Here is a 22,777-nt window from a genome sequence, read left to right as displayed (position 1 = left end):
GGCGCGGTTTTACCTCAATAGCCGGATACGTCGCGCGAATATTCGTGATAGATGCCCGGATCAAAGATCGAGTTGACGGTCAATTCACGCTTGGGCCGCAAATCCTCGGAGAACACCTGGGCGGCTGCGAAGACCTCAGGGGTTACGAACTTCAGACCTTCGGGCAGATCGCCCAGCGTCGAGGTCGGATCATTGGCTGCAAGATTGTATCCCCAGATCCCGAATGAAGGGATCGACATCTGATAATTCACGACCTGCGGGAAAATCTCGGACAAGGTCTCGGAAATCGTCCAATAGGTGTGGGGCGAAAAGAAGGGCGAGCTGCTTTGCGTGACCAGCACCCCATCCTCGGACAGAATGCTCTGGACCATGGCGTAGAACTCGACCGAATAGAGTTTTGACAGCGCTTCGTTATGGGGATCGGGGAAGTCGATGATGATCCGGTCGTAGGTCTGGTCGGTGGATTTCACATAGTTGAACGCGTCGGTGTTGTGGATGTTCAGCGCCGACGCCTCCATGCTGTGTTCGTTCAGGCGGGCGATGGGGGCCAGATTGCGCCCCAGATCGGTCATCGCGGGATCAAGGTCGACCAGATCGATGCGTGACACGCTTGGGTGTTTCAGAACCTCGCGTACAGCAAGCCCGTCACCTCCGCCCAGCACCAGAACGGATTTCGGATCATTGTCACCCCAGGACAGAACGGGGTGGACCAGCGCTTCGTGATAGCGGTATTCATCCGCTTCGGCAAATTGCAGGTGGCCATCGATATAGAGGCGCACGTCGTTCTTTTTCCAGGTATTGGTGACCACAAGTGACTGGTATTGCGACTGTTTGCGCCAGACGATGCGGTCAAAATACAGATGGTCCTGCGCAAAGGCGGTGATACGCCCTGCCAACAAAGTCAGCGCAAACAGCAGGACAATGGTCCCAATTGCGCAGGCCAGCATCCTTTTGGGCGCGTCCAGCTGGTCGCGTAAACACAGAACGCTGAGCAGGGCGACCATGGCGTTGGTCAGGCCGATGGCGAACGAGGATGAGATCAGCCCAAGGGACGGCAGCAGCAGGATGGGAAACAGAACCGATCCGCCAAGCGCGCCGATATAATCCAGCGAAAGCACATCGGCGATGGATTCCCGCGTGGTGCTGCTTTCCGACAAAACCCGCATCAGCAGCGGTATTTCCAGCCCGACCAGAAACCCGATCGACGAGATGAAGGTGAACATGCCGACCGTGTAGAACCACGGCGCATAGGGAAACAGCATGAACAGCGATACGCTGCACAGGCCGCCGATTAGCGCCAGAATCAGCTCGACCCAGATGAATGTCTGGATCAGGTTGCCGTGGAAAAAGCGGGATACATAGGACCCGACCCCCATGGCGAACATGAAAAACCCGATGGTCAGCGAGAACTGATAGACTGAATTGCCCAGCAGGTAGCTGGACACCGTCCCAATGATCAGTTCGTAGACAATGCCACACAGGGCAACAACCAGGATTGCGCCCAGCAGAACCATTGCCTGCCGACGCGGCAGGTCTGAGTAGCGCGGTGTCAAAGTGTCGGTCATGCAAGTATCCGGGAAACTGGAAAGCCCGGCGCGATTATTGCGCCGGGCCTTAGTGGGGTGTGATGCGTGCGCAGCGCTTACTTACCGGCGCGCAAACCGCCCGAGCGGGCACTGCGCGGGGCCGAATAGCTGGTACGCGGAGTCACCGTGCGGTTGTTGAAGCTGGAGGCGGAGATACCAGCCGAACGCTGGCGCCCGATCAGGTTGCCAATCAGCGCACCGGCCAGAAAGCCCGCACCCGAGAACCGCAGGCCAGCGGACTGACCGGTGGTGTCGGTGGCGATCAGGCGGTTGTTGGCCTCGTCGATCTCGATGGTGAAAATCTCACCCTCACCCGTGTCGCGGACGCCGTTTGTGTTCGGATCGGCATAGCCCGAAAACTTGGCGTCGGACAGAATTTCCAGACCCAGAGGAGTGTCATAAAAACGCGGTTCCGAATTCATCACCTGCGTCAGATAGCCGGTGAATTCATCCACTTGCGCGTCAGAGGCTTCGGCGATGCTGTTGGCCTCAAGATACTCTTGATATTGGATGATGGCGAATTCCGTGCGGTCCAGAACCTGCCCGAGATCGGCAGTCTGTTCCGATTTCGGGGCTAGGAAATACGAATAGGCCGCAAAGCCCAGAACGCCCACAATGACGATCGTTTTCAGTTTGCCAAACATTGAATACTCCTATGGATTTTCAAACTGTGTTTTTTCAAGTTCGCAGCGCCACCAGGTCTGATGCAGGCCTTTGCCGTAGAACTCTTTGAGTTCACCGCATTTTTGCAGACCCTGCGCTTGCAGGTCCGCCGCATTGGCGTCGGACAGGTCGGATGGGATGGCCAGAACGGCCATGCGGTATTTCTGGGTGCGTGCCAGCGAAAGCTGTTGATCCAGACCGCTCAGCCCGGTGTTGGTTTCGCGCCAGCGCAGGCCCGCCACGTCGTCGGTTTCGGGGGCTTTGTGAACCTCGAAGATCGACAGGCCGGTATTCGGAGAAGGGTCCGCAGGCAGGATTTCGGGTGCCTCGGGGTTTTCCAGCCCATAGACGATCTTGGCCTCGTTCGGGCCGTGATATCCGGGCACTGTCAATTCGACCGAGGCACCAAACTCTTCATAGAGTTTATGCGCGGCGGCATAGAGTTTCTTGCCAAACTCTTCATAGTCGCTGGTTTCGATGAAGATCTTGCGAACCTGCAACTGCGCCAGCTTGCCCAGCAGGTCGTTCAGCATCAGGTTGCCCAGGCCCTTTCCGGTATGGGCCTGATCCAGATAGGTCCAGGACAGCCAGGCAACGTCCGGCACATCCTCGTCCAGGCAGTAGCCGATCAGCCCAATCACGTTGCCTTTGTCCTGCAGGACGAACATGTTGTCCGTCCCGTCGTCCACGAACTTGCTTTCCGCCTCGGTCGCGTCATCCTCATCTGTCTGTGCGATGATCTGGATGGCAGAAGACACGTGACGCCACTCCATAGGTTTGAGTTTGGGCCCGCCTGAGCCGAAAAGGGCGCTAAACATAGCCAGTCCTCCGCCGATCAAGGCGCTTGCGATATGGGTGAAAACAGCGATCTGAGGGCGCAGAAACAGCCACTCGGCCGCAAGAACGATGCAGATCAAGGCCAGCGTCCAGCCGCGCCGTTCCGGCGGGCTTGCGACGATCAGGCCATAGGAAACCAGGCCGTATGCAACACCCGACAGGCCGACAAACCCCGGTCCGGCCAACAACAGCTCGGCGGTTGTTCCAGCAAAGGCGAACAAGGCGGCAAGCGCCAATGTCCGGAGCCAGCCCAGAACGGGTTCGGTCAAGCTCCCGCCGATAAGGATCAGCAGGCAATTGAGCGTCAGGTGACTGAGATTGCCATGCCGAAACATGAACAGCAGATGATCGGGAAAATCCACGATCGGTCCGGAATACCGGACCGGACCCAGCAATGCGTAACCCGCAATCGCGCTTAGTATGAGGCCTATCGTAACCGGGCATCTGCGCAGTTCTTCCATTCGTCTTTCAGAAACCCGCCGCAGCGAACTGATGCGCTGCGTGGCCAATCAGGCCGCGACGTATGGATTGCACATTGACGCGTTGCGGACTGAAATAGGATTTCAGAACGTCCAGGCTGAGCTGTGGTTCTGCGTCGCCGCACATGAAGATATCGATGGCGGCATACCCATGTTCGGGCCAGGTGTGGACCGAGATATGCGACTCGGCCAGCAATGCGACCCCGGTGAACCCCGCCCGTTGCCCGAAATCATGGGTATTCACCTTGAGAACATGCGCTTTGGCAGCACTTGCGGCGCGTCTCAGGGCTTTTTCGGCGGGGACGGGATCGTAAAGCGCGCTTGAGTCGAAAAAATCTGCTATAAGGTGTATGCCCAGCGAAGACGAAATGCCGTCCATAAAAAACTAAGCCCCAGAACTCAAACTATTGGACCATGTGTAATATACTGTTCCATATCGTCAATCTCAGTTTGAGCAGATCTGGGGTCAAGTATCATTCTGTGACAAAATAACACAACCGACAGAGGATATGTAACTCGACCGGAAACCTGCTTGGGCATGTTGTATGGCCCGCTTCCAAAGCTGCGCCAGTTCATTTGCCGGAACGCTGCCCCGATCGCGGAGCTTCTGTAACGGCCTAGCCGCGACCACGATAGGGCGGCACGCCCTGATCGGGAATCCAGACGTGATCGGGTGTGGCTCCGGTCTGCCAGAATACGTCGATCGGAATGCCGCCGCGCGGATACCAGTAGCCGCCGATCCGCAGCCAGCGCGGGTCCAGAAATTCAACCAGGCGGCGGGCGATGGACACGGTGCAATCCTCGTGAAATGTGCCGTGGTTGTGGCAAAACCCGTGGCGTGAACCAGCCATCGGCGGTCACCTTTTCCACCAGCCACAGCAACCGGTCCGACAGGGTTTGCGGATCGACGGGCAGGTCGGGGCCGACCTCGGCATTGCCCGGTTGCAGATAGAGAGGCAACGCCGGATAGCGGTCGGCCACGGCGCGGGCCCAAGCATAATTGGTGTCGTCAAAGATCACGATTTTCATCACCACCTTCGGGCCATCTTGCGCGGCCTCGATACACGCCGAGAAGGCGCCCCAGCCATAGAAATGACGCGCCATGTTTTCGGTCGTGGTCAGGATGTTCATCACGTCGTTCAGGTGGTGATGATCGAAGGTTTCGTCGATATAGGTCTTGAGCGGTTTCAGCTCGCCATAATCCGGCACGAACCCGTCGGCGTTCAGGTTGGGCGCGGCCAGTTCGACCTCGACGACATAGTTGTGCCCGTGCATCCGCGCGCATTGGTGATCATCGGGCAGATGGGCCAACTGGTGCGAGGCGGAAAAGTGGAACTCTTTGGTGATCCGATAATCAGGCGATTTCCTTCTGCGCCGTGGCAGCGACCCAGAAATTGGGATCTTCATATATGGTCGGGTCCTCGACATCGGCCAGATGGAAGGCCTCGCGCCGCTCGACGCAGGTGCCGCAGTGCCCACAGTGATGTTCTCTGCCCTTGTAGCAGGACCATGTCTGCGCGAACGGCGTGTCCACGCGTGCGGCCTCGGCCATGAGGCCGGCTTTGCTGCGATGGACAAACGGGGTGAACAGCGACACGTCGGATAACCGTCCAGCGCGCGTTTCTGCATCGCCTCGAAGGTCTGGGTGAAACTCGGGCGGCAATCGGGATAGATAAAGTGATCCCCGCCATGCTCCGCAGCCGCCACCGCATCTGCACCCCGCGCCGCCGCAGCGCCAAAGGCCACGGACAGCATGATTGTGACCAGCCTCATCTGACTGGTTCAAGTTGATTGTTAGTACTTCCTTGGCCTCTGATCCATCGGGATGATGGTTTCGGGTGCTGGCGGGCGATAGCCCAGTGCACTGTGGGGGCGTTTTATGTTGTAGTCTCCTCCATTGTTCGATCAGGATTTGTGCTTCGCGCAGGCTATTGAAGATTTCGCCGTTGAGCAGCTCGTCTCTGAACCTACCATTGAAGCTTTCACAGTATCCGTTCCCCCACGGGCTCCCTGGTTTGATGTAGGCTGTCTCAACCCCGATAGCAGCAATCCAGTCCCTGACGGCCTGCGCAGTCCCCAAATGGCGCGCGCCAAGTGATCATAGCCGGGTCTCAGGTCCCTGCCGTGGTTTTGCACAAACCACGCCGCAGGTGAGATCGACTATGACCGATGCTAGTATTGCACAGGGCGGGCCTGTTTTGGTTGCGATTGATATCGCAAAGGCCCGCCATGAAGTTCTGATCTCGGTTCCGGGCAAAAAGCGCCGTCGCCGGCTTCGAGGTGAAGCTGGTGTCGTTGGTCGCTTGTTTGCCATTCTTGGTCCTCCGTTTCCTAAACATACGATGGACCAGTTCAGTTGGAGAGGTTCACTTCTGCGGGTCAGGTATCGAAATCCGCAGCTGAAATATACGATGAGTTCTTTGTCCCGGCACTGTTTGGCGAATGGGCAGGCGCCTATGTAAACGCGCCAGAATTACCCCTGAAAGTGCCATGCTGGATGTTGCCTGCGGCATCGGTGCCACAACGTGCGACGCCCACACAAGGGCGGGTTCTGCAGGGCGCGTTGTTGGCCTGGACCGAAACCCGGATATGCTTGACGTGGCGCGCAGGCGGCCCCCGGATGTCGACTGGACCGAGGGCCGCGCCGAAGCGCTGCCGTTCGCGGACGGGTCTTTTGATGTTGTTCTTTGCAGTTCGGCCTGATGTTCTTTGGCGACAGGCGCCAGGCGTTAAAGGAAATGCGGCGGGTGGTGCGGTCGGGAGGCAAGGTTGCGGTCTCTGTTTGGGATGAGGCCGAGACCTCGCCCGGATATGCCCGCATGATCGAGCTGATAGACAATATGTTCGGCGCGGTCGCTGCAAATGCACTGCGGGCACCTTTTGTCCTTGGGCACAAGCCGTCATTTCTGAGCGTGCTTGAAGATGGGGGATTTCAGGAAACAACTATAACCACCGTTACGGGCGCCGCGCGGTTTGCCTCGATCCGCGAATGGGTTCGAATGGATGTTCGCGGGTGGACATTGGCCGAATTCATCGACGATGCCGGGTACGAGGCTTTGGTCGCAGAAGCGGAAAAACGGCTGGAACAGTTTGCGGCCCCGGACGGATCGGTGGCATTCCCGGCGCCCGCGCATTTGGCTATGTGGACAGCCGATTGACGCAAGCGGCAGGAAGCTGACGCTTTTTTGTCCGTGTGCCGTCGAATGGGCTGCTTAGCTTTCCAGCACTCGGATTTCTTCGAACCGTGTCATGTCGGCAAACTTACAAAAGGCGGGGGCGGTAAGTGGGATGACAGGCGCGACATCTGCAAGGTCTGCAAGGATTGCACCAAGTTCAGCTTGCCAGACGGGCAGCACGGTGTCGGGCAACCAGTCGATCGGGTAGGCAAAGGTCATGTGATGCTGATACGCGTCGTGGTCGTCGTGACGATAGGCAAATGGTTTGGTCAGCGCCTCGCGCCAGACCCGCATCTTTGCCTCGTCTTCTTCGGTGGCACCTTTGAGTGCAAGACCCGTAGGGCTTATGCCCGCCACACGCACTGCAAAGCCCGGTGGCGCTGGAAAATCAGCGAGCCGATCGATCATGGCGTCGGTGATGCTGGCTACAGATGCATCGCGGTCAAGATCACGGGGCCAGGTGTCCGCTGTGCGGCGGGTTTCGATAACGCCTTCGAACACCGTCATGTGCAGGCTTTCGACAGGGGTGAAAAGAAAGCGTTTGGCTTCCGGCAGTGCCTTCATTCTTCTGCGCGCCTCCAGCACGGCTTCGTGAGCTGGGGCGTCGAAATCAAGATGGCAGACAACGGTATTGCCTGCCTCGGGCAGGAACTCCTCAGCGTTGTATCGCTGACCAAACCGCCGCGGGGCGTTTGGGTTGGTGCTGGCTGCAAATGGTGCCACGTTGACGTTTAAAGACAAGGTAAAGCTCCGTTTTTAGCGCCCTATGCGAAAACTGTTGCAGGCTTAGGACCGCATCAATCATCTAGCCCAAGAGCGCGTCAATCCTGGACAGCGTCGCCGTGTTCACCGCCACACCACTTTTGCGGGCTGCCAGACGTTTGTCCCGGCGACCATCGCCGGGCAGATGCGCCCCGTCCTGAAAACGGATGGCCTCGATCAGGCTGGCGATGCCCGTCTCGAACGATCCGCTGGCGGTTGCCTCGGGATCTATGGCTATGAAGAACTGGCCGGTTTTCGGCGGGCCGCCTGCAGTGCCCGAAAACGGCGAGGCATTGATGCCCAACGTGGCCCCGGTCAGCGCGGCGGCCAAAACCTCGACCAGCAGCGCGACGCCGACGCCTTTATATCCGCCCGATGGGGCCATTGATCCCTTAAGGCCGACCTCGGGATCGGTGGTCGGGTTGCCGTCTACGTCCAACGCCCAGCCAACCGGGATCGGCTTGCCTTCGCGTGCATGTTTCATGACCTCGCTCTTGGCAATCGTGCTGGCGCTTTGATCGATCAGCAAGGCGGGCTGACCATCGGTTCCGGGGACTGCGACAGAGAATGGATTGGTGCCCACGACGGGTTTCGAGCCACCGGACGGGGCAATCGAGGCCGGCGCGTTGGTAAACCCCATCGCGACCAGTCCGGCTTGGGCAAGCCTGTAGGTATGATAGCCCAGAACACCGCAATTGTAGCTGTTTTTGATGGCAAGAACCGCGACGCCTTGTTCCCGCGCGGCCGGGATCAGAGTGTCAAATCCCAGATCAATGGCGGAATGGGCAAAGCCGGTTGCGGCATCAACGTTCACTACGCCCGGCCGGGGGTGTGACAGTACAGGTTTTGCGACCCCGTCGACCTTGCCGCATTGCACATGCTCACAATAGATCGGGATATAGGCCAAGCCGTGGCTGGCGACGCCGTCCGCCTCGGTCGCAGCGGTTGCTTGCGCCAGCGGGCGGGCGTTGCCTTCGGATGTGCCGGCCGCCACCAGAGCGCGGAAGGACAAGTCTTCTATTTCGGCGAGGGTCAGGGTCCGTGTTTCGGTCACTTTGGTCTCTTTTCAGTCGTTGTCGGAAAGCCCGGCCCCTGCGCCCAGCAGGCGGGATTCCTCGGTTGCGGGGGCATAGGTGCGATGGGCAAAACGGTTCAGAACATCCCAATCATCCGGCGCGGGGCGTGCGCGTGTGTACCGCTTGCGCGGAACATCGGGCGCACCGCCCTGCGAAACGATGACCCGTCGGGCTGTGATCGGCAAAGTGTCGGGGGCTGCCAGATGGTCGCCATCTGTGACCGCATGCGCCCCGTCGATTTCAATGCTTATGCAGCATTTCAGAATACGTGCCGCATTGGCGGCAAAGGGCAACAGCAGAGCGGGAGACACAACCGCTTGCAGCTCGACCGGGCCGGTCTTCAGCAGATGGGCGCAGTCGGACAAGAGAGGACCCGCCGACAGCGGGCACAGGTCGCCGTCGCCCCGCCAAGGGCCATCAACCTGCCGGGGACGGTGTGCGGCAAGGTCCGAAGCCAGCCCGAGCTTCAACAACCGGGCCAGAGCCCCGGCGCCATCCAAGCCTTGGGCGCACAGCCATCGCGCCGCTTTTGACGCCTCTTCTGCTTGTCCCCAGGAATATCCGGCCCCGCGGGTGGCGCGTTTGGCCGTTGCCTCCATTTCGTTCAGTGAAAAGCTCATGCCGGCACCTCTGGATAGACCCAAAGATCGGCGTTCTCAGATGTCAGCTCCTCGGGGTAGGGCGCACCGGCATACATGCAGATACGGACCCATCGATCCGAACGCGGGTCAAAATGAGTGGCGCCGAAGAACGACAGCTTTGCCCGCAACATATCCAGAGGCACAACCGTTGCGCCAATCGTATTGTCCCGGATTTCGCCATAAGGCGCGGTGCGGGTCATCTGCGCGCGCCGGACGGTGTGGCGGTGTTCGGGATGACGCAGCAGGAATTCTGCAATGGGCAGGACACCGTCCCATCCGCTCAACTCCGCATGGGCTGCCGCCGCGTCCCGCGCCGGAGCCAGAGGCTGCTCATAATCCGCGATGGGTTCTTCGAACCGTTCGCCCATGCGGGGTTCCAGTTTCTCTTCGGACACATACCACGCGCGGGCGCAGTTTTCTCGGGATGCCCAGTCCAGCTCCAGCGCCCAGCCAAAGGCGCCCCGGATCAGGTCGCGGACGTCGCTGATCGGCATCGCCCCGTCGATCACAAATGCCCGGGCATTGCCATCGGCCATGCACGAGGCCAGCCCATCCACAAGATCAGCGTAGGGTTCAAGGATCAGCGAGGCGAGATATTCCTGCCCTTCTTCGCTGAGCGCGGTTTGCGACCAGGCCACCAACCGGTTCCAGGGATGGCTGCCGGTCAGACCGCCCTGATCCACATAGTCCGAGATCGCCTGCAGGTCAGCGTTCAAAGCCGCCAGTTTTTCGATTTGTATGGGATGTTCGGACCGCCACCACGTTATCGAAAGCTGGCTGCGTTCAAATACCTGCCGGAAGTGATCGACCTCAGCCGCAGTTGCGGTTTCAACCGCGCGGACGCGCAAGATCGCCTCTTCCCGCGCCATGACCCAGTTGTTGAACAGAATGGGGTGGTTGACGATGAAGGGTGCCATACCGAGGCCGGTGGAGTTGCCGATGCCCAGCCAATGGGCAATGTCGGGGTCCAGTTTTGCGGCCTGATCGCCGCCCTTGGCGTTGGCCATATGCTGCACCAGATCTCGGACGAAGGTGCGGGTGAGAAACACCGACAGCATCTCGGCCTGAAAGGGGGCGCTGGTTTCCGGACGGTTCGCGATGTTCTCGCGATCTGCCGCGCCAAACTTGCCGGACCCATAGACGGCGGTCGTACGCATCAGGTAGCCGACCTGATAGATTTGCTGCACATCCGGTTGCTGCCCTGAGGCCAGCGCCTCAACGACATGTTCCCACAACCTGACCGAACGGTTGGCGCGGGACAAGGACAGCTCGGTTTCACTGACGCGCCCGGCTTCCTGCAGGGGGACGTTCTTGGAAAGACGCTGGATATCAGCCTCGGTCGGGATACCGTCAAACAAGGCGAAGGTGGCGTCCCAGGCGTCGGCAATCACCCGGTCCGAGCGTTTTTCGGATGGCAGGTCGTGGGCGAAGGCAACCAGCGAATACGCCCTGTCCGGGCCGTGGGCGGTATAGACCGCTGTCCCGACGCCTTGGGCGTCAATGTCAAATACGGGGCGTGAAAAGGACCAGTTTTCCCGCGCCATGCGGCGGGTCAGCTGCCGCATGAAGCTTAGCCGACACTGGTGCAAGGACCCCAGCCGCGACAGTCGCATGACAGTGGCCGGGTTGCGTCGGTCGATGTGAATTTGCGCCTGTGTTTCCATTCGGTTACCCCCGGGCAACGAAGTTTTCGGCAAAGAACCTGTACCAGTTTCCTCCCATGATCCCGGCCACTTCGTCATCATTCAGACCGGTCGCGCGCAACCCTTGTTCGATGTTCCCAAAGTCGCGGTTGTCCCGGAACCAGGACGGCATCGCAGGGAAGCCCGGGTTGTTGGCCGATCCCTCGCCATAGTCGATCTGTTTGGACCAACGCCCCACCCGCATCCATTCGACCACGCTGTCGGGCTGATCCTGACACAAATCCGTGCCGATCCCGAGATGCTCTGCGCCGTATTTCTCAGCTGTCCGGGCGATCATCTCGCAAAAGCTGTCCAAGGTGCAGTCCGACTTGCCTTTCAGGTGATGAGGATAGACCGAAAAGCCCAACATCCCACCGTTTTCGGTCACCGCCCGGATCACCGCATCCCGCTTGTTGCGCAGGGCAGGCGACCATTCATGCGGGTTCGCGTGGGTGACAGCGATCGGGCGTTCAGACAGCTCGGCGGCTTCGATGGTTGAGCGGTCGGCCGAGTGGCTCATGTCCACCACAAGCCCGACCCGGTTCATCTCCTTGATCACTTGACGGCCCATGCGGGTGATGCCGGTATCTTCGGCCTCATAGCAGCCCGTGGCCAGCAGGGACTGGTTGTTATAGGTCAGTTGCATGAACCGCGCACCCAGAGTGTGCACGATTTCGACCAGCCCGATATCGTCTTCGATGGGCGAGGGGTTCTGGAAGCCAAAGAACACGGCCGTCCGCCCGGTTTTGCGCGCCTTGTCGATGTCGCTGGCCCACAACCCTTTCATGATCAGATCAGGGTATTGCTCGAACCACCTGTTCCACTTTTCAAAGTTCAGGACCGTTTCGCGGAAGTTCTCATGATAGGCGATGGTGACATGGATTGCGTCCACGCCGCCTTCGCGCAATTGCCGAAAGATCTTCTCGGACCAATTGGCATATTGCAGCCCGTCGATCCGCATCACATCGGCTTTCCTGCGCTGATATACGCGGTCTTGACCGTGGTATAGAACTCGGCCGCAGCCTTGCCCTGTTCGCGCGGGCCGTAAGAGCTGTCGCCGCGTCCGCCAAAGGGCACGTGATAATCAGTGCCTGCGGTGGGCAGGTTCACGGTCACAACCCCGGTGCGCGCGTTGCGGCGGAAATGCGTGGCGCGGGCCAGGCTCTGCGTAACTATGCCCGAGGTCAGGCCGAAATTGGTGTCGTTGACGGTGGCCAGAGCCTCATCATAGGTGCCGACCTTGATGACCGAGGTCAGCGGCGCGAACATCTCTTCCCGGTTGATGCGCATGTCGTTGGTTGTGTTCAGGAATACGCCGGGGCTCATGTAATAGCCATCCTGAGGCATGTCCAATCGCTGGCCGCCACAGGCCAGTTCCGCCCCCTCGGACTTGCCCAGATCGGCATAGGCCAGATTTTCGGCGAGTTGCTGTTCACTGACGACGGGACCCATCTGCGTGCCCTCTGCCAACGCGTGGCCGACTTTCATCGCCTGAGCCCCGGCCACCAGTTTTTCGACAAAGGCATCGTGCACGGCGGCATGAACCACAAGCCGAGAGGATGCCGTGCATTTCTGACCGGTCCCCCCGAATGCACCCCCCAGCGCCAGCGAGACGGCAAGGTCCAGATCGGCGTCGTCCATCACGGCCAGCGCGTTCTTCGACCCCATTTCCATCTGCACTTTGGTCAGGTTTTGAATGGCAGCCGCAGCGATGCCCTTGCCGACCGGGACGGACCCGGTGAACGAGATGGCGTTGACCTTGGGGCTTTCCACCAGCCGCTGTCCGATGGAACGGCCCGATCCCATGACAAGGCTGAACAGACCTTTGGGGATGTCCTGACGGCTGATGATCTCGGTCAGGGCAACAGCCGAAGCCGGGGTGATATTAGCGGGCTTCCAAACCACGGCGTTGCCGTAGCACAGCGCCGGAGCAATCTTCCACGACGCCGTGGCGGTCGGAAAGTTCCACGGGCTGATGACGGCAACCACCCCAACTGCCTCGCGGCGCACGTCGATTTCGATATCCGGGCGCACGGAGTCGGCGTTTTCACCGATCTGGCGCAGGCATTCAGCGGCGTAATAGGTGAAGAACTGTCCGGCGCGGTAAACTTCGCCTTTGCCTTCGGCCAACGGCTTGCCCTCTTCCCGGCTGAGCAGGGTGCCAAGCTCTTCGGCGCGGGCCATCAGTTCGGAACCGATGTTCATCAGCACCGCCTGCTTGCGCTCGAGCCCATAGGCGGCCCACTCGGCCTGCGCGATACGCGCCTGGCCCAAAGTTGCCTCAAGCTGATCCGCACTGGCCTGAGCGAAATGGCCGATCAGGTCGCTCAGATCCGACGGATTGCGGTTTTCGATCTCGCTTTCGCCAGCCAGCCATTCGCCAGCGATCAGGTTCAGATTGGTCACAATAGGCCCCACGTCAAAATTGGTCTGGCAGAGAATGGACTTTGCAATCAGCATCAGTCAAACTCAAACAGTTGAAGAAAACTTCAGGAAAATTGAAGCATGGCCATCAAGATCGAAATGCTGCGCTGTTTTTGCACGGTCGCGCAGACGGGCAACCTGACCGAGGCGGCCGATCGCTTGGGGCGCACACAATCGGCCGTTTCGATGATGCTGAAGCAGTTCGAGACCCACCTGGGCAAAAAGCTGTTTGCAGGCGAGCGAAAAACGCATCTGTCTGCCCTAGGCGAGCAGGTGTTTGAAATGTCTCTGAAACAGGTTCGTCAGTTTGATCAGACAGTGCAGTCTATCGAAGCGGCTGCGGATGCCGCCCACGGCCTGATGCGCATCGTGTCGGTTCCCTCGGTCGCCGCGTTGGTCTTTCCTTCCGTGCTTGAACATATGACCCACCGCTTTCCCGGGCTGAAGGTCGAATTGCGCGATACGGATACGCAACAGGTGCTGGATTCGCTTGTGGACGGCAAAGCGGATATCGGAATTGCTTCGGGGTTCCATCCGTTGAAAGGTATCAAGGCCGTGCCCCTGTTCGAGGATCAGTTCGGGCTTGTATGCGCGTCTGATCATCCGCTTATCACACGATCAGCGCCGCCCACCGTGGATGATGTGATGGCCGCCGCATTTGTTCGGAATGCCCTGTGTGATCTTATCCAGACACCAAAATTCGTGCAGGCCATCGCGGATGCCGATGTCACCATTCACAATACGCATTCGCTGATTACCATGGTCAGAACCGGCAAGTGGGTGACCGTGCTCCCACAAACCGTCGCGCGTTTTCTTCCTGAAACCACCGCATTCCGCGCCCTGTCGGACCTGCCGGACAAACGGCAGGTCTATCTGTACGTCAAGGAAAAACCACGGTTTCAGGAGCTGGCAGATGCGTGCAGCGCCTTCATCCTGAGTAGAAAACTGTTGTGAAGCGATTGAATAATCCGGGTTGCCAATTTCGGCAGATCCGCAGCCGGATTTGTCTGTTGTGATCAATCCCCGAATGGAAGAGCGCGACCTGTCAAGCCGTTCGTTTTTTGAGGCCTTTCAACACGGCCCCACATGAATCGATCAGCTCTTTCAACTCGACGCCATAGTTTTCCGTGCCACTTTGCAAAAGTGTCTCGACCGATTTTGCCATGTTTGCAAGCTCGGTTTCACCAAAGCTCGATACGCTGCCATATACCCGGTGAACCAGAAACTCAATCCGATCCCGATCACCCTGTTTCTGCGCTTTTTCAAGCTGCGAGTGGCAATCTTCCAATGACTCTCTGAACGCCAGAAAGACCTGTTCCATTTCTTCACCGCTCAGGAATTTGCTGAGGCGCGCTTTGGTGGCTTCTGACCCCTTGGACACGTATGGCCTGTCCGAGGGGTGTTTGCCTATCGACGCCCGGATCGCGCCGTACAGAACACGTTCGTCCAGCGGCTTGGAGACGACGGCATCGAACCCCGCTGCCGTATACTCATCCAGGTCTTCGGGCATCACGTTCGCAGTGACGGCTATGGTCGCAATCGTCTTTTCGGGCTGCTTGGCCTTGGCAATCCTTTTGAGGTCGCGCGCCAGTTGCACACCTGTTGTATCGGGAAGGCGGATATCGGTCAGGATGCAATCAACGTCGTCTGGCCGAAACAGCTCTTTTGCGTCACGGCCGTTTGCGGCCGCGGTGACCTCATGGCCATCTCGCTCCAGCAGGCTTTTGAGGATTTCCATGCTCGTGGGATCGTCTTCTACAATCAGGACGTTCTGCTGTGTTCCCACGGTGATGGCCATGCCTGATGCCTCGGATTGCGGCGAGGGGGCCGGGGCGGCCTGAAACGGGACTTTCACCCGGAAAACCGTGCCTTCGCCCAGGCTGCTTTTCACGGAAACCTGCCCTTCCAGCGAGGTCACAAGCCCGCGCACGATGGAAAGCCCCAGCCCGGTTCCGCCAATTTTGCGGGAATCTATGTTTGACGCCTGCGTGAAGGGTTCAAAAATACTGGCAACCTGATCTTCGGGGACACCGATCCCGGTGTCGCTGACCGTGAAGGCCACGGACTGTTTTGATTGCTCGAACGACAAGGTCACCGAACCCTCGTGGGTGAATTTCACCGCATTGCCGAGCAGGTTCAGCAAGATATGCCTCAGATGTCCGCTGTTGCCGCTCAGGTAAACGCCGTCGTCGAACTGAGGGATAATCAACTGCAGATTTTTCGAACGGGCCAGCGGGCGCAGTACGGCCTCAAGATCCTGAAGGATTTCAGACAGGTTAAAGGTCTGAAATTCGTGGTCTTCGGCTTTTTCCTCCAGCCTTGCGATGTTCAGAACGTCATCGATGAGGTTTCTCATCGCCAGGCTGGACCGTTCGATTTCGTCCAGCCTTTGATCCAGCGACGCGCGGTCTTGCGGCGTCAGTTTGATCAGCCGGATATTCCCGACGATGCCGTTCAGCGGCGTGCGCAGCTCATGGCTTGCGGTCGCCAGAAACTGCGATTTTGCTTCATTCGCCTTTTCCGCGTCGTTGCGCGCCTTTTCAAGATAGACGCTTTGAACAAAGTTCGCCCGCAACGTCCTTTCCGAGAAGAACTTGGCATACAGGCCAATCAGAACAGTCGAGCACAAGACAAAAGATGGCCCGATCCAGGTATCGATGCCGCTGCCGGAGTTATCAAACACCAGATAGTAGGAGACCGGGATAAAAAGCATAAGTTGCAGTGCGGCCGAATGTGAAAAGACAAAGGGCAGAAAGACCGTTCCCGCCAAGCTAATCAGAGCAAAACGGTACAGGAAGTCTTTGGACGCATGGTCGCCGGAAAACGCAAACGCAGCCCAGATCGCCAGATACATCATGGTCCAGCCGACCGAAATGATGATGGGCAGCGTACGCGCCGGCAGCTTGTGCGAGAAAAAGAAAAGTCCAAAGATAAACGAGATGATGAACAGTCTGGCGCCCCAGACCGCCAGATCCTGTCCCGAGAATGAACGCCCATTCAGTACAAAGACTTCAAGGAAGGCGTAAACGACGTAGAAGGACGCCCCGAACAACAAGGCTGTCCGGAATTGTCCACGCGTGGACTCGAAATACCACTCGCGGTATTTGCCCTCGACGGTCTTATCTACGAAATTCTGGGTAACCGCGTTGATAGGTTCGTCGTATATGTAGGCGCGCGGTTTCAACTTCGCACCAGCCCCAGCCGATAGCCGACGCCATGAACGGTTGAGATGATTTTGGGTCCGTCGCGCCCGCTGGACAGCTTTTTCCGGATTTTGGCGACCAGCGCGTCGATTGTGCGCTCGCCGGCATCATGATCCGGCGACAGGGCAACAGCATCCAACAGGACCGCGCGGGACAACACCCGCCCGTTTGCGTTGACGATCGCCATCAGCACATCAAATTCAGCGCGGGTGAACGGGGTCGTTTCCAGCCTCTCGTTCCACACTTGTCGTGTGTCGAGGTCAATTTCAACGTCCCCCAGACGCACGCGAGTTTCCCGGCGCGGTGCCGATGCATGGGCGTTCGTCCGCCGCAGAACCGCGTTGATGCGCGACAAAAGCTCGTCGGGATCAAAAGGTTTGGTCAGGTAGTCGTCACCCCCGATATCCAGCCCGCTGATCTTGTCGCTGGCACTGTCTCGGGAGGACACGAAAATGATGGGAGGCTGCGCCGATTTCGCCCGCATCGAACGTGCCAGCACCAGGCCGTCTTCGTCCGGCAGCCCAAGATCAAGCAGGGCGATATCCACCGGTTTTGAGGCCAGGATCGCGCGGGCATCTGCCACGTTCGAGGCCTGCAGGACGCTGAAATGAGGCTTGAGAAGTGCGGACGTCAAAGCAAGCAGTGACGGATCATCTTCTACCAACAGTACATTCAGCTTTTTCAAAGTTCAGTCCCCAACACTCTGTTTCGATACGCGATTTCACATGGATGGACGTCGCGGCCCGCTGTGCTCTAACCTCTTTTTGGAATATGTATCCCGTGAAGCACAAGCCTAGCGTGCGCTAAACCAGCCGCTGTTAACACTTCATTAACATTTGCATCGCGGCTTGTTGACAATATGCAAGTAGCCTGCGGTGCAAATACCTTATTTGGTGGTGCACAAATGCTGAACACATCGTTTTCAATAATTGAACCTGTTGATTATCCCGAAATGCCTGAACCGCTGAGCCCCTGGAAGAACCTTGGTTCTATGGGTGTTCTCGACATGACCAGAGACGATCCGGCGGTTGTAAAGAGATTCCCGACCCGGCCCGGCAAGGCCCAGTCGGATCAGGGCAACCTGATCGACCAAACTTTCCAAGAGAATATTTCGCGTAACGCAGACGACAGTGAAAACGACAGTCTTCTGATCACGATCATGATGACTGACGTTGTGAACTCGACCGAAATAATCGCACGCCTTGGCGACGCGAAATGGCGGGACATCATGGATTGCCTTGATGCGGCCGCAATTCGGACTGTTGCCCGGCACGATGGCACGCTGATCAAGCTGATGGGCGATGGGCTGCTGGCCGCCTTCCCAAGACCCAGCGCCGCGATTGCATGTGCCCGTGAGTTTCAGGCCGAGGCAAGTAAGTCCGGCCTCAAGATCCGCACCGGGATTCACGCGGGCGAGTGTCTGCGCACCGTGAACGACGTGACCGGGATCGCGATTGCAATTACGGCCCGTGTTCTCAGCCTCACGCCGGGCGGACATGTCTGGGTGTCCAGCACTGTCCGCGATCTGGTTCTTGGATCAGGTCTGGACTTCTCCAAGGTGGGGCCGAAGACATTGAAGGGTCTGTCGGAAGAGTGGGTCCTTTATCAACTGGCTGAGGAAGACACGGCGTAGGGCCGGTGTCGGTTTGGGTTTTCGACTCTCAAATGCGCGAGGGGGGTCTGAATGTTCAGTAATGAATGCATTCAGATCGCAAGCACGAGTGAGAGGAGAAATGGTGATGCGCGGGTGAACGGGTTGTTCGGTTTCTAGAGTGTTCTTTTATATCTACCGTTCACCCTGCGCAGCACATCCCACAAAGGCCAGGACTTCACGAACAGAAACTCCCGCAATGGCGTGAAGACAATTGTCATCACGATCCCCAGCGAAAACAGGCACCAGATCGCAGGCATTTCCGTGGGGCTGGATGCCGTGGCCCAGGCCAGCGTCGGTCCGACCATCAGCTGAAACCCGGCAACTTTCCAGGCTCCGAACAGGGCCGGAAGTATGAACATCACGGTGAAGTAAACCGGGAAATTCAGATCGTATTGTCGGCCGAATATCGTGGCGGGCAGCCGTTCGCCCAGGTCATTCAGCGGCAAGTGCCAGCCGATATGCCAGCTTTCCTGCTTGACGCACAGATGGTCGCTGCACAACAGCCGACCGGGCCTGCACGCGCCGGCCCATTCGAAGGGATAAATTTGTATCAACAGATACGCCCCGGTCAGCGCGCCGATGCCCAGCACCACCGGCATGATCATCCGGCGCACGTCGTTGGGGATGAAGTAAAGCGCAAGGATGCAGGTAAACAACGGCTGGAACGCGATGTGTATATAGGCCAGCAGGGTTGCGACCTGGTTCTGGGGCAGGGCGCATTGGCCTTCGACCGAGTAGGAGTATCCCTGCAGCACTTCGATGGCGGTGAAATACACCAGCGGAGACCAGAGCAAGGCGCTGTCGCCCTGACGTATCGCTTTTATGGTGGCGACGACCCCGACGGCGGCGATCGTATAAGAAGCTGGTCCACTCCAACACATTGTTCTATCAATTTCCGAAACTTACCATGTCGGGATCAGTATGCATTCGTTGAACCACCGAGAAAGGCCTTTTTTGATCGATGAGGTTCTGGACGATTTCGCAAGGTTCGATTTCCCGCTGAAAGACATCTGGCTCAGCGCCGCCCGGTTCCATTTTCAGAATCTGGACCCTGAGGTTTCAGCCCTGCCGCCGGGTGCCCGCGCGCTTGAGATCGGCTGCGGGGCCGGAATACTGTTGACGTTGCTGGGGCAAAAGAACCCCGGTATCGCTTTGGAAGGGATCGAACCTTTTGCCGAAGGGTTCGAGACAATGGAAGGTTTATTGCAACACGCCCAGCGGTTGGGGGCGCAGATTCACCGGTCGGCTTACGAGGAGTATGACGCGTCACAAGCCTATGATCTGGTCTATCTGGTCAATGTGCTGGAGCATCTTCCCGATTGGCGGCACTTTCTGGATACGTTGCCGCGGTTCCTGAAACCGAAAGGGCGGTGCCTGGTGCTGTGCCCCAATTACGGGTTTCCCTATGAGCCCCATTTCAACATCCCCGTTGTCGGGTCAAAGGCAACGACCGGGCGCATGTTCCGGCGGCGGATTGACTGGGTCGAGAACACCTACAACGTGCGCGGCCTCTGGAACAGCCTGAACTTTGTCCGCCTGTCTCAGATCAAGCGGCATCTGTCGGGGTCGCGGCTGAAACTCTGTGTGCGGCACGAGATAACGGACCGGATGATCGACAGGTTCAACACCGATCCCGTGTTCCAGAAGCATATCGGAGTGTTCAACACGGTTGGACGCACAGCAAAGGCCCTTGGCGTGACGAAAGCGCTTCGCCTTGGGCCTTGTGAAAACATTCAGCCTTACATGTTTTTGGAGTTTTCCCGCGTGTCCGAGTGACAATTGATCATGACCGCGACCACTGCGCCAAGGCAGGGTATCTCTTCGGGCAATCGATGGGTTGACCGACCCTTGCTAAGATCAGGCTGTTGGTGGCACAGTGCTTGCAGATTAGTAGATTTTGCCCAACGACAAAGAATGAACTCGATCAAAGTTCCGCGCCAGTTTGCACGAGCAGACAATTGGTCCGCCTGCAAAGCCCTAGCGATCAGTGTGATCGTTGTCGCGTTTGGGCTGGGCGTTCCCGCCGCGTTTCCCGGATCCTGGCTGGCGCTGCTTGGCGGTGCGTTGCTTTTTGGCGCGGGGATTCTGAGGCTTTATTCGATTCAGCATGATTGTGGACATTACAGCTATTTTCCGGATCGAAAGCTGAACGATCTGCTCGGCAATTGCCTGTCGATTTTTTCGGGCATTGCGCACAGCGTCCTGAGGTACAATCACAATCTGCACCACTTGCATCTGGGTGATCTGGAACACCGGGATGTCCACGAGGTTTACGTGATGACAAGGCGCGAATATGAGGCTGCGCCGGTTTCCAAAAAGCTGTTTTACCGCGTCTACAGGCACCCGGTTACCTTGTTCCTTCTTGGGCCGCTGCTGGTCTATTTTGTTCAATACCGCTGGCCCAGAAACACGTTGAAAGTCAGTGTTCGGGATGTGCTGCTGCAGAATTTCGCAATGTTCGGGTTCTGGTTCCTGGTGGTCACATTCCTGGGGTGGTGGGCTTTTTATGCCTTGATCCTAGGAAGCATCCTTGCGGGCAGTTTTGGCATATTTGTGGTCTATGTCGGCCACAATTTCGAGGAAACCTACTGGCGGGACACGGGCAACAAAAGCGCTCATGCTGCGGCATTGAACGGGGCAAGTTCACTGCGATTGGGAGTTCTTGTCGATTTTGTTCTGTTGAATTTCGGGTTTCACGATCTGCACCACTACAACGCGAAAATCCCCTGCTATCGCCTGAAGGAATGCAATGCTGCTATAGCCCAGGACTGGAATAGCGCGGCCATCGGGCTCAAGGAGTCCGTCGAATGCCTGCGGTGGCGGTTGTGGGATGAAGACACAAACAGAATGATCCCGTTTCCACAGTCTTTCCGGCGCGATATTCGGTCCGGATTGGCCAGTGCATCACGATCAGGCGAGTTGTAGTCTCAGCAAATTCGTGGACTGCGTGGGAAGTCACCGCTGAGCTTGTCAGAGACGTACCCGTCTCAAGCAGAGGTTGGCCCGGTCGATGTTACAGTTTTCGACCGGGCATTTCGCCTGCACTAAAGGCAATCGGCCAGTATCTTGGCCATGTTGCGGATGACTTGCGGGTACAGCGCCGCACCGGGCTCAAGATCGGACCCGAGCGGATCGATCACACCGGTTTTGGCTTCGGTCCCGTCCAGCACGGTTTTGACAATCCCCGGATTGAACTGCGGTTCTGCCAACACGCAATCGACGCCCTCTTCGCGGATGCGGTTCTGGATTTCGGCGATGCGCGCCGGGCTTGGGTCGGCTGCGTCACCGATCGAAATTGCGCCCGAGGCGGGGAAGTCAAACGCGTCCTCGAAATACTGGTAGGCGTCGTGGAACACGACAAAACTGCCGCCGCGGACCGGTTCCAGTGTCTTGGCAACCTCGGCAGACAGCGCGGCCATTTCTTCGCGGGCAGCCGCGGCGTTTGCAAAATACGCCCCCGCATTGTCCGGGTCGGCGGCCGATAGTTGCGCCGCGATCAGGTTCAGCCAGTTTTCTGCATTTGCCGGAGACAGCCAGGCATGGGGATCATGGTCACCATGCGCGTGCTCTTCGTCATGACCGTGGTCATCATGATCCTTGCCTTCGGAACGTTCTTCATGATCGTGGTCGTCATGATCCTCGCTTTCCCCATGTTCATGCGCCTCGAACAGGGCATTTTCACGGAAATCCAGACGAACCGTGCCGTCCGAGTCCAGCAACGATGTGACGGTTGCGGCACCGGCCAGCGTTCCCACTGCACCTTCCATCCAGGGTGTCAGGTCTTGCCCGATCCAGAACACCAGATCGGCCTCTTGCAATGCAGCAGCTTCCGAGGGGCGCAGGTTGTATTCATGCGGCGATGCGCCGGGCGGAACAATCAGATTCGGCGTTCCAACACCCTCCATGACCCGGGCCACCAGCGAATGAATCGGTGCGATATCGGCCGCGACGTTCGGAACATCCGCCATGGCCGTTCCACCCATAAGTGCAGCCGAGATCGATACTGGGAGAAGCTTTCTGGACATCAGACCCTCTATGTGATTTTATAACGTTACGAGCCGCATACATGATATGGAATAACATGACAAGTGACACGCATCCCATACCGGTCGAGGGGACGGCCCCGGTTGGGTTCCAGAAACATGACCACGAGCATTGCGTCGAAACTGCGCTGGCCACGGCAGAAGCGCGATGCAAAGAGGAAGGTCTGCGCCTGACCCCGGTTCGGCGCAAGGTTCTGGATATGTTGCTGCAGGAACATCGGGCGCTGGGTGCCTATGCCATCCTTGATCGTTTGCGTGACGAAGGGTTTGGGTCTCAGCCGCCGGTGGCCTATCGCGCGCTTGATTTCCTTGTCCAGAACGGGTTCGTGCACAAGATCGAACGGTTGAACGCGTTTGTCGCCTGTTCGCATCCCGGAGCTGCGCATTCTCCGGCCTTCATGATCTGCAGAAAATGCGACGCCGTGGCCGAGGCGCAGTCTGCCCCGGCCAAAGGTGTTTTGGGCGCGGCGGCGCGTGCGGCGGGTTTCGAGATCGAGCGAACGGTTGTAGAAGCCGAGGGAATCTGCCCTGGCTGCACCAAAAAGGCGTAG

The 22,777-nt window shown here is 58.2% G+C and carries 21 protein-coding genes and 4 pseudogenes; 7 read left to right on the top strand and 18 right to left on the bottom strand.

All coding sequences use genetic code 11. The annotated features are described in order from the left end of the window. Positions 1–14: 14 nt before the first annotated feature. The 8 genes and pseudogenes from ACR0NT_RS18165 to ACR0NT_RS18130 form a co-directional block, all read right to left on the bottom strand. Positions 15–1,565, bottom strand: a complete 1,551-nt coding sequence (locus ACR0NT_RS18165) for a polyamine aminopropyltransferase (RefSeq protein ID WP_170448787.1) — start codon at positions 1,563–1,565, stop codon at positions 15–17. 77 nt (positions 1,566–1,642) lie between these two features. Then, on the bottom strand, positions 1,643–2,230 hold the full coding sequence (locus ACR0NT_RS18160; protein ID WP_170674944.1) for a hypothetical protein: 588 nt from the start codon (positions 2,228–2,230) through the stop codon (positions 1,643–1,645). 9 nt (positions 2,231–2,239) lie between these two features. Further along, on the bottom strand, positions 2,240–3,547 hold the full coding sequence (locus ACR0NT_RS18155) for a rhomboid family intramembrane serine protease (protein ID WP_170674943.1): 1,308 nt from the start codon (positions 3,545–3,547) through the stop codon (positions 2,240–2,242). Positions 3,548–3,554: 7 nt separating this feature from the next. Next, positions 3,555–3,944 (bottom strand): adenosylmethionine decarboxylase, encoded by a 390-nt coding sequence (gene speD / locus ACR0NT_RS18150; RefSeq protein ID WP_170448782.1) that lies wholly within the window; start codon positions 3,942–3,944, stop codon positions 3,555–3,557. Between the two features lie 238 nt (positions 3,945–4,182). After that, positions 4,183–4,386 (bottom strand): annotated as a pseudogene (locus tag ACR0NT_RS18145) (preQ(1) synthase); the annotation flags it as partial. After that, positions 4,331–4,972, bottom strand: coding sequence for a 6-carboxytetrahydropterin synthase (locus tag ACR0NT_RS18140; RefSeq protein WP_170674936.1), 642 nt, complete (start codon positions 4,970–4,972; stop codon positions 4,331–4,333). The gene ACR0NT_RS18140 and the pseudogene ACR0NT_RS18145, both read right to left, overlap by 56 nt. Further along, a pseudogene (locus ACR0NT_RS18135) lies at positions 4,920–5,323 on the bottom strand (7-cyano-7-deazaguanine synthase); the annotation flags it as partial. The pseudogene ACR0NT_RS18135 and the gene ACR0NT_RS18140, both read right to left, overlap by 53 nt. A 36-nt stretch (positions 5,324–5,359) precedes the next feature. Further along, positions 5,360–5,636: pseudogene (locus tag ACR0NT_RS18130) on the bottom strand (integrase core domain-containing protein); the annotation flags it as partial. A 371-nt stretch (positions 5,637–6,007) separates the two neighbouring features. Here ACR0NT_RS18130 and ACR0NT_RS18125 point away from each other — a divergent pair. Beyond that, positions 6,008–6,282, top strand: a pseudogene (locus tag ACR0NT_RS18125) (class I SAM-dependent methyltransferase); the annotation flags it as partial. Between the two features lie 30 nt (positions 6,283–6,312). Next, complete coding sequence (locus ACR0NT_RS18120) at positions 6,313–6,723, top strand: hypothetical protein (RefSeq protein ID WP_170448776.1); 411 nt, start codon at positions 6,313–6,315, stop codon at positions 6,721–6,723. A 54-nt stretch (positions 6,724–6,777) separates the two neighbouring features. Here the strand turns inward: ACR0NT_RS18120 and ACR0NT_RS18115 are convergent, their stop codons facing one another. The 6 genes from ACR0NT_RS18115 to ACR0NT_RS18090 form a co-directional block, all read right to left on the bottom strand. Further along, on the bottom strand, positions 6,778–7,482 hold the full coding sequence (locus ACR0NT_RS18115; protein ID WP_480443465.1) for a DUF1868 domain-containing protein: 705 nt from the start codon (positions 7,480–7,482) through the stop codon (positions 6,778–6,780). Between the two features lie 64 nt (positions 7,483–7,546). Beyond that, complete coding sequence (locus tag ACR0NT_RS18110) at positions 7,547–8,557, bottom strand: Ldh family oxidoreductase (protein WP_170674934.1); 1,011 nt, start codon at positions 8,555–8,557, stop codon at positions 7,547–7,549. Between the two features lie 12 nt (positions 8,558–8,569). Continuing rightward, positions 8,570–9,199 carry a DUF3726 domain-containing protein gene (locus ACR0NT_RS18105; RefSeq protein WP_170448772.1) on the bottom strand — a complete coding sequence of 210 codons (630 nt, stop codon included), beginning with the start codon at positions 9,197–9,199 and terminating at the stop codon, positions 8,570–8,572. Continuing rightward, positions 9,196–10,884 carry a hypothetical protein gene (locus tag ACR0NT_RS18100; RefSeq protein WP_170674932.1) on the bottom strand — a complete coding sequence of 563 codons (1,689 nt, stop codon included), beginning with the start codon at positions 10,882–10,884 and terminating at the stop codon, positions 9,196–9,198. The genes ACR0NT_RS18105 and ACR0NT_RS18100 overlap by 4 nt, the downstream gene beginning before the upstream one ends. A gap of 4 nt (positions 10,885–10,888) precedes the next feature. Next, a complete protein-coding gene (locus ACR0NT_RS18095) occupies positions 10,889–11,863 on the bottom strand; it encodes a membrane dipeptidase (RefSeq protein ID WP_170674973.1) in 975 nt (324 codons plus the stop codon). Continuing rightward, a complete protein-coding gene (locus tag ACR0NT_RS18090) occupies positions 11,863–13,362 on the bottom strand; it encodes an aldehyde dehydrogenase family protein (protein WP_480443462.1) in 1,500 nt (499 codons plus the stop codon). The genes ACR0NT_RS18095 and ACR0NT_RS18090 overlap by 1 nt, the downstream gene beginning before the upstream one ends. A 45-nt stretch (positions 13,363–13,407) precedes the next feature. Here ACR0NT_RS18090 and ACR0NT_RS18085 point away from each other — a divergent pair, with 45 nt between their 5' ends. Continuing rightward, positions 13,408–14,280 carry a LysR family transcriptional regulator gene (locus ACR0NT_RS18085; RefSeq protein WP_170448769.1) on the top strand — a complete coding sequence of 291 codons (873 nt, stop codon included), beginning with the start codon at positions 13,408–13,410 and terminating at the stop codon, positions 14,278–14,280. A gap of 91 nt (positions 14,281–14,371) precedes the next feature. On the opposite strand, the gene ACR0NT_RS18080 is transcribed toward ACR0NT_RS18085, so the two are convergent. Both ACR0NT_RS18080 and ACR0NT_RS18075 read right to left on the bottom strand, forming a co-directional pair. Continuing rightward, on the bottom strand, positions 14,372–16,510 hold the full coding sequence (locus tag ACR0NT_RS18080; RefSeq protein ID WP_170674930.1) for an ATP-binding protein: 2,139 nt from the start codon (positions 16,508–16,510) through the stop codon (positions 14,372–14,374). Further along, positions 16,507–17,214 (bottom strand): response regulator transcription factor, encoded by a 708-nt coding sequence (locus ACR0NT_RS18075; protein WP_170448765.1) that lies wholly within the window; start codon positions 17,212–17,214, stop codon positions 16,507–16,509. The genes ACR0NT_RS18080 and ACR0NT_RS18075 overlap by 4 nt, the downstream gene beginning before the upstream one ends. Positions 17,215–17,535: 321 nt before the next feature. On the opposite strand from ACR0NT_RS18075, the gene ACR0NT_RS18070 reads away from it, so the two are divergent. After that, positions 17,536–18,162 carry an adenylate/guanylate cyclase domain-containing protein gene (locus ACR0NT_RS18070; protein ID WP_170448763.1) on the top strand — a complete coding sequence of 209 codons (627 nt, stop codon included), beginning with the start codon at positions 17,536–17,538 and terminating at the stop codon, positions 18,160–18,162. A gap of 134 nt (positions 18,163–18,296) precedes the next feature. Here the strand turns inward: ACR0NT_RS18070 and ACR0NT_RS18065 are convergent, their stop codons facing one another. Further along, positions 18,297–19,064 carry a DUF5765 domain-containing protein gene (locus tag ACR0NT_RS18065; RefSeq protein WP_170674928.1) on the bottom strand — a complete coding sequence of 256 codons (768 nt, stop codon included), beginning with the start codon at positions 19,062–19,064 and terminating at the stop codon, positions 18,297–18,299. A gap of 73 nt (positions 19,065–19,137) precedes the next feature. Between ACR0NT_RS18065 and ACR0NT_RS18060 the strand changes: the two genes are divergently transcribed. Further along, entirely contained in the window at positions 19,138–19,959 is an 822-nt protein-coding gene (locus ACR0NT_RS18060; protein WP_170674926.1) for a class I SAM-dependent methyltransferase, read from the top strand. Positions 19,960–19,968: 9 nt separating this feature from the next. Next, positions 19,969–21,108, top strand: coding sequence for a fatty acid desaturase (locus ACR0NT_RS18055; RefSeq protein WP_170674924.1), 1,140 nt, complete (start codon positions 19,969–19,971; stop codon positions 21,106–21,108). Between the two features lie 119 nt (positions 21,109–21,227). Here the strand turns inward: ACR0NT_RS18055 and ACR0NT_RS18050 are convergent, their stop codons facing one another. After that, on the bottom strand, positions 21,228–22,208 hold the full coding sequence (locus ACR0NT_RS18050; RefSeq protein ID WP_170674922.1) for a zinc ABC transporter substrate-binding protein: 981 nt from the start codon (positions 22,206–22,208) through the stop codon (positions 21,228–21,230). A 56-nt stretch (positions 22,209–22,264) separates the two neighbouring features. Between ACR0NT_RS18050 and ACR0NT_RS18045 the strand changes: the two genes are divergently transcribed. Beyond that, positions 22,265–22,777 carry a Fur family transcriptional regulator gene (locus ACR0NT_RS18045; protein ID WP_170448753.1) on the top strand — a complete coding sequence of 171 codons (513 nt, stop codon included), beginning with the start codon at positions 22,265–22,267 and terminating at the stop codon, positions 22,775–22,777.

The sequence above is a fragment of the Ruegeria sp. AB10 genome (assembly GCF_056542745.1).
This window is presented reverse-complemented; position numbering and strand designations above follow the sequence as displayed.

Coding starts and splice junctions, on each gene's coding strand:
- ACR0NT_RS18165 (WP_170448787.1), bottom strand. CDS start 1,565: ATGACCGACACTTTGACACCGCGCTACTCAGACCTGCCGCGTCGGCAG.
- ACR0NT_RS18160 (WP_170674944.1), bottom strand. CDS start 2,230: ATGTTTGGCAAACTGAAAACGATCGTCATTGTGGGCGTTCTGGGCTTT.
- ACR0NT_RS18155 (WP_170674943.1), bottom strand. CDS start 3,547: ATGGAAGAACTGCGCAGATGCCCGGTTACGATAGGCCTCATACTAAGC.
- speD (WP_170448782.1), bottom strand. CDS start 3,944: ATGGACGGCATTTCGTCTTCGCTGGGCATACACCTTATAGCAGATTTT.
- ACR0NT_RS18140 (WP_170674936.1), bottom strand. CDS start 4,972: ATGAAGATCCCAATTTCTGGGTCGCTGCCACGGCGCAGAAGGAAATCG.
- ACR0NT_RS18105 (WP_170448772.1), bottom strand. CDS start 9,199: ATGAGCTTTTCACTGAACGAAATGGAGGCAACGGCCAAACGCGCCACC.
- ACR0NT_RS18100 (WP_170674932.1), bottom strand. CDS start 10,884: ATGGAAACACAGGCGCAAATTCACATCGACCGACGCAACCCGGCCACT.
- ACR0NT_RS18095 (WP_170674973.1), bottom strand. CDS start 11,863: ATGCGGATCGACGGGCTGCAATATGCCAATTGGTCCGAGAAGATCTTT.
- ACR0NT_RS18090 (WP_480443462.1), bottom strand. CDS start 13,362: ATGCTGATTGCAAAGTCCATTCTCTGCCAGACCAATTTTGACGTGGGG.
- ACR0NT_RS18085 (WP_170448769.1), top strand. CDS start 13,408: ATGGCCATCAAGATCGAAATGCTGCGCTGTTTTTGCACGGTCGCGCAG.
- ACR0NT_RS18070 (WP_170448763.1), top strand. CDS start 17,536: ATGACCAGAGACGATCCGGCGGTTGTAAAGAGATTCCCGACCCGGCCC.
- ACR0NT_RS18065 (WP_170674928.1), bottom strand. CDS start 19,064: ATGTGTTGGAGTGGACCAGCTTCTTATACGATCGCCGCCGTCGGGGTC.
- ACR0NT_RS18055 (WP_170674924.1), top strand. CDS start 19,969: ATGACCGCGACCACTGCGCCAAGGCAGGGTATCTCTTCGGGCAATCGA.
- ACR0NT_RS18050 (WP_170674922.1), bottom strand. CDS start 22,208: ATGTCCAGAAAGCTTCTCCCAGTATCGATCTCGGCTGCACTTATGGGT.
- ACR0NT_RS18045 (WP_170448753.1), top strand. CDS start 22,265: ATGACAAGTGACACGCATCCCATACCGGTCGAGGGGACGGCCCCGGTT.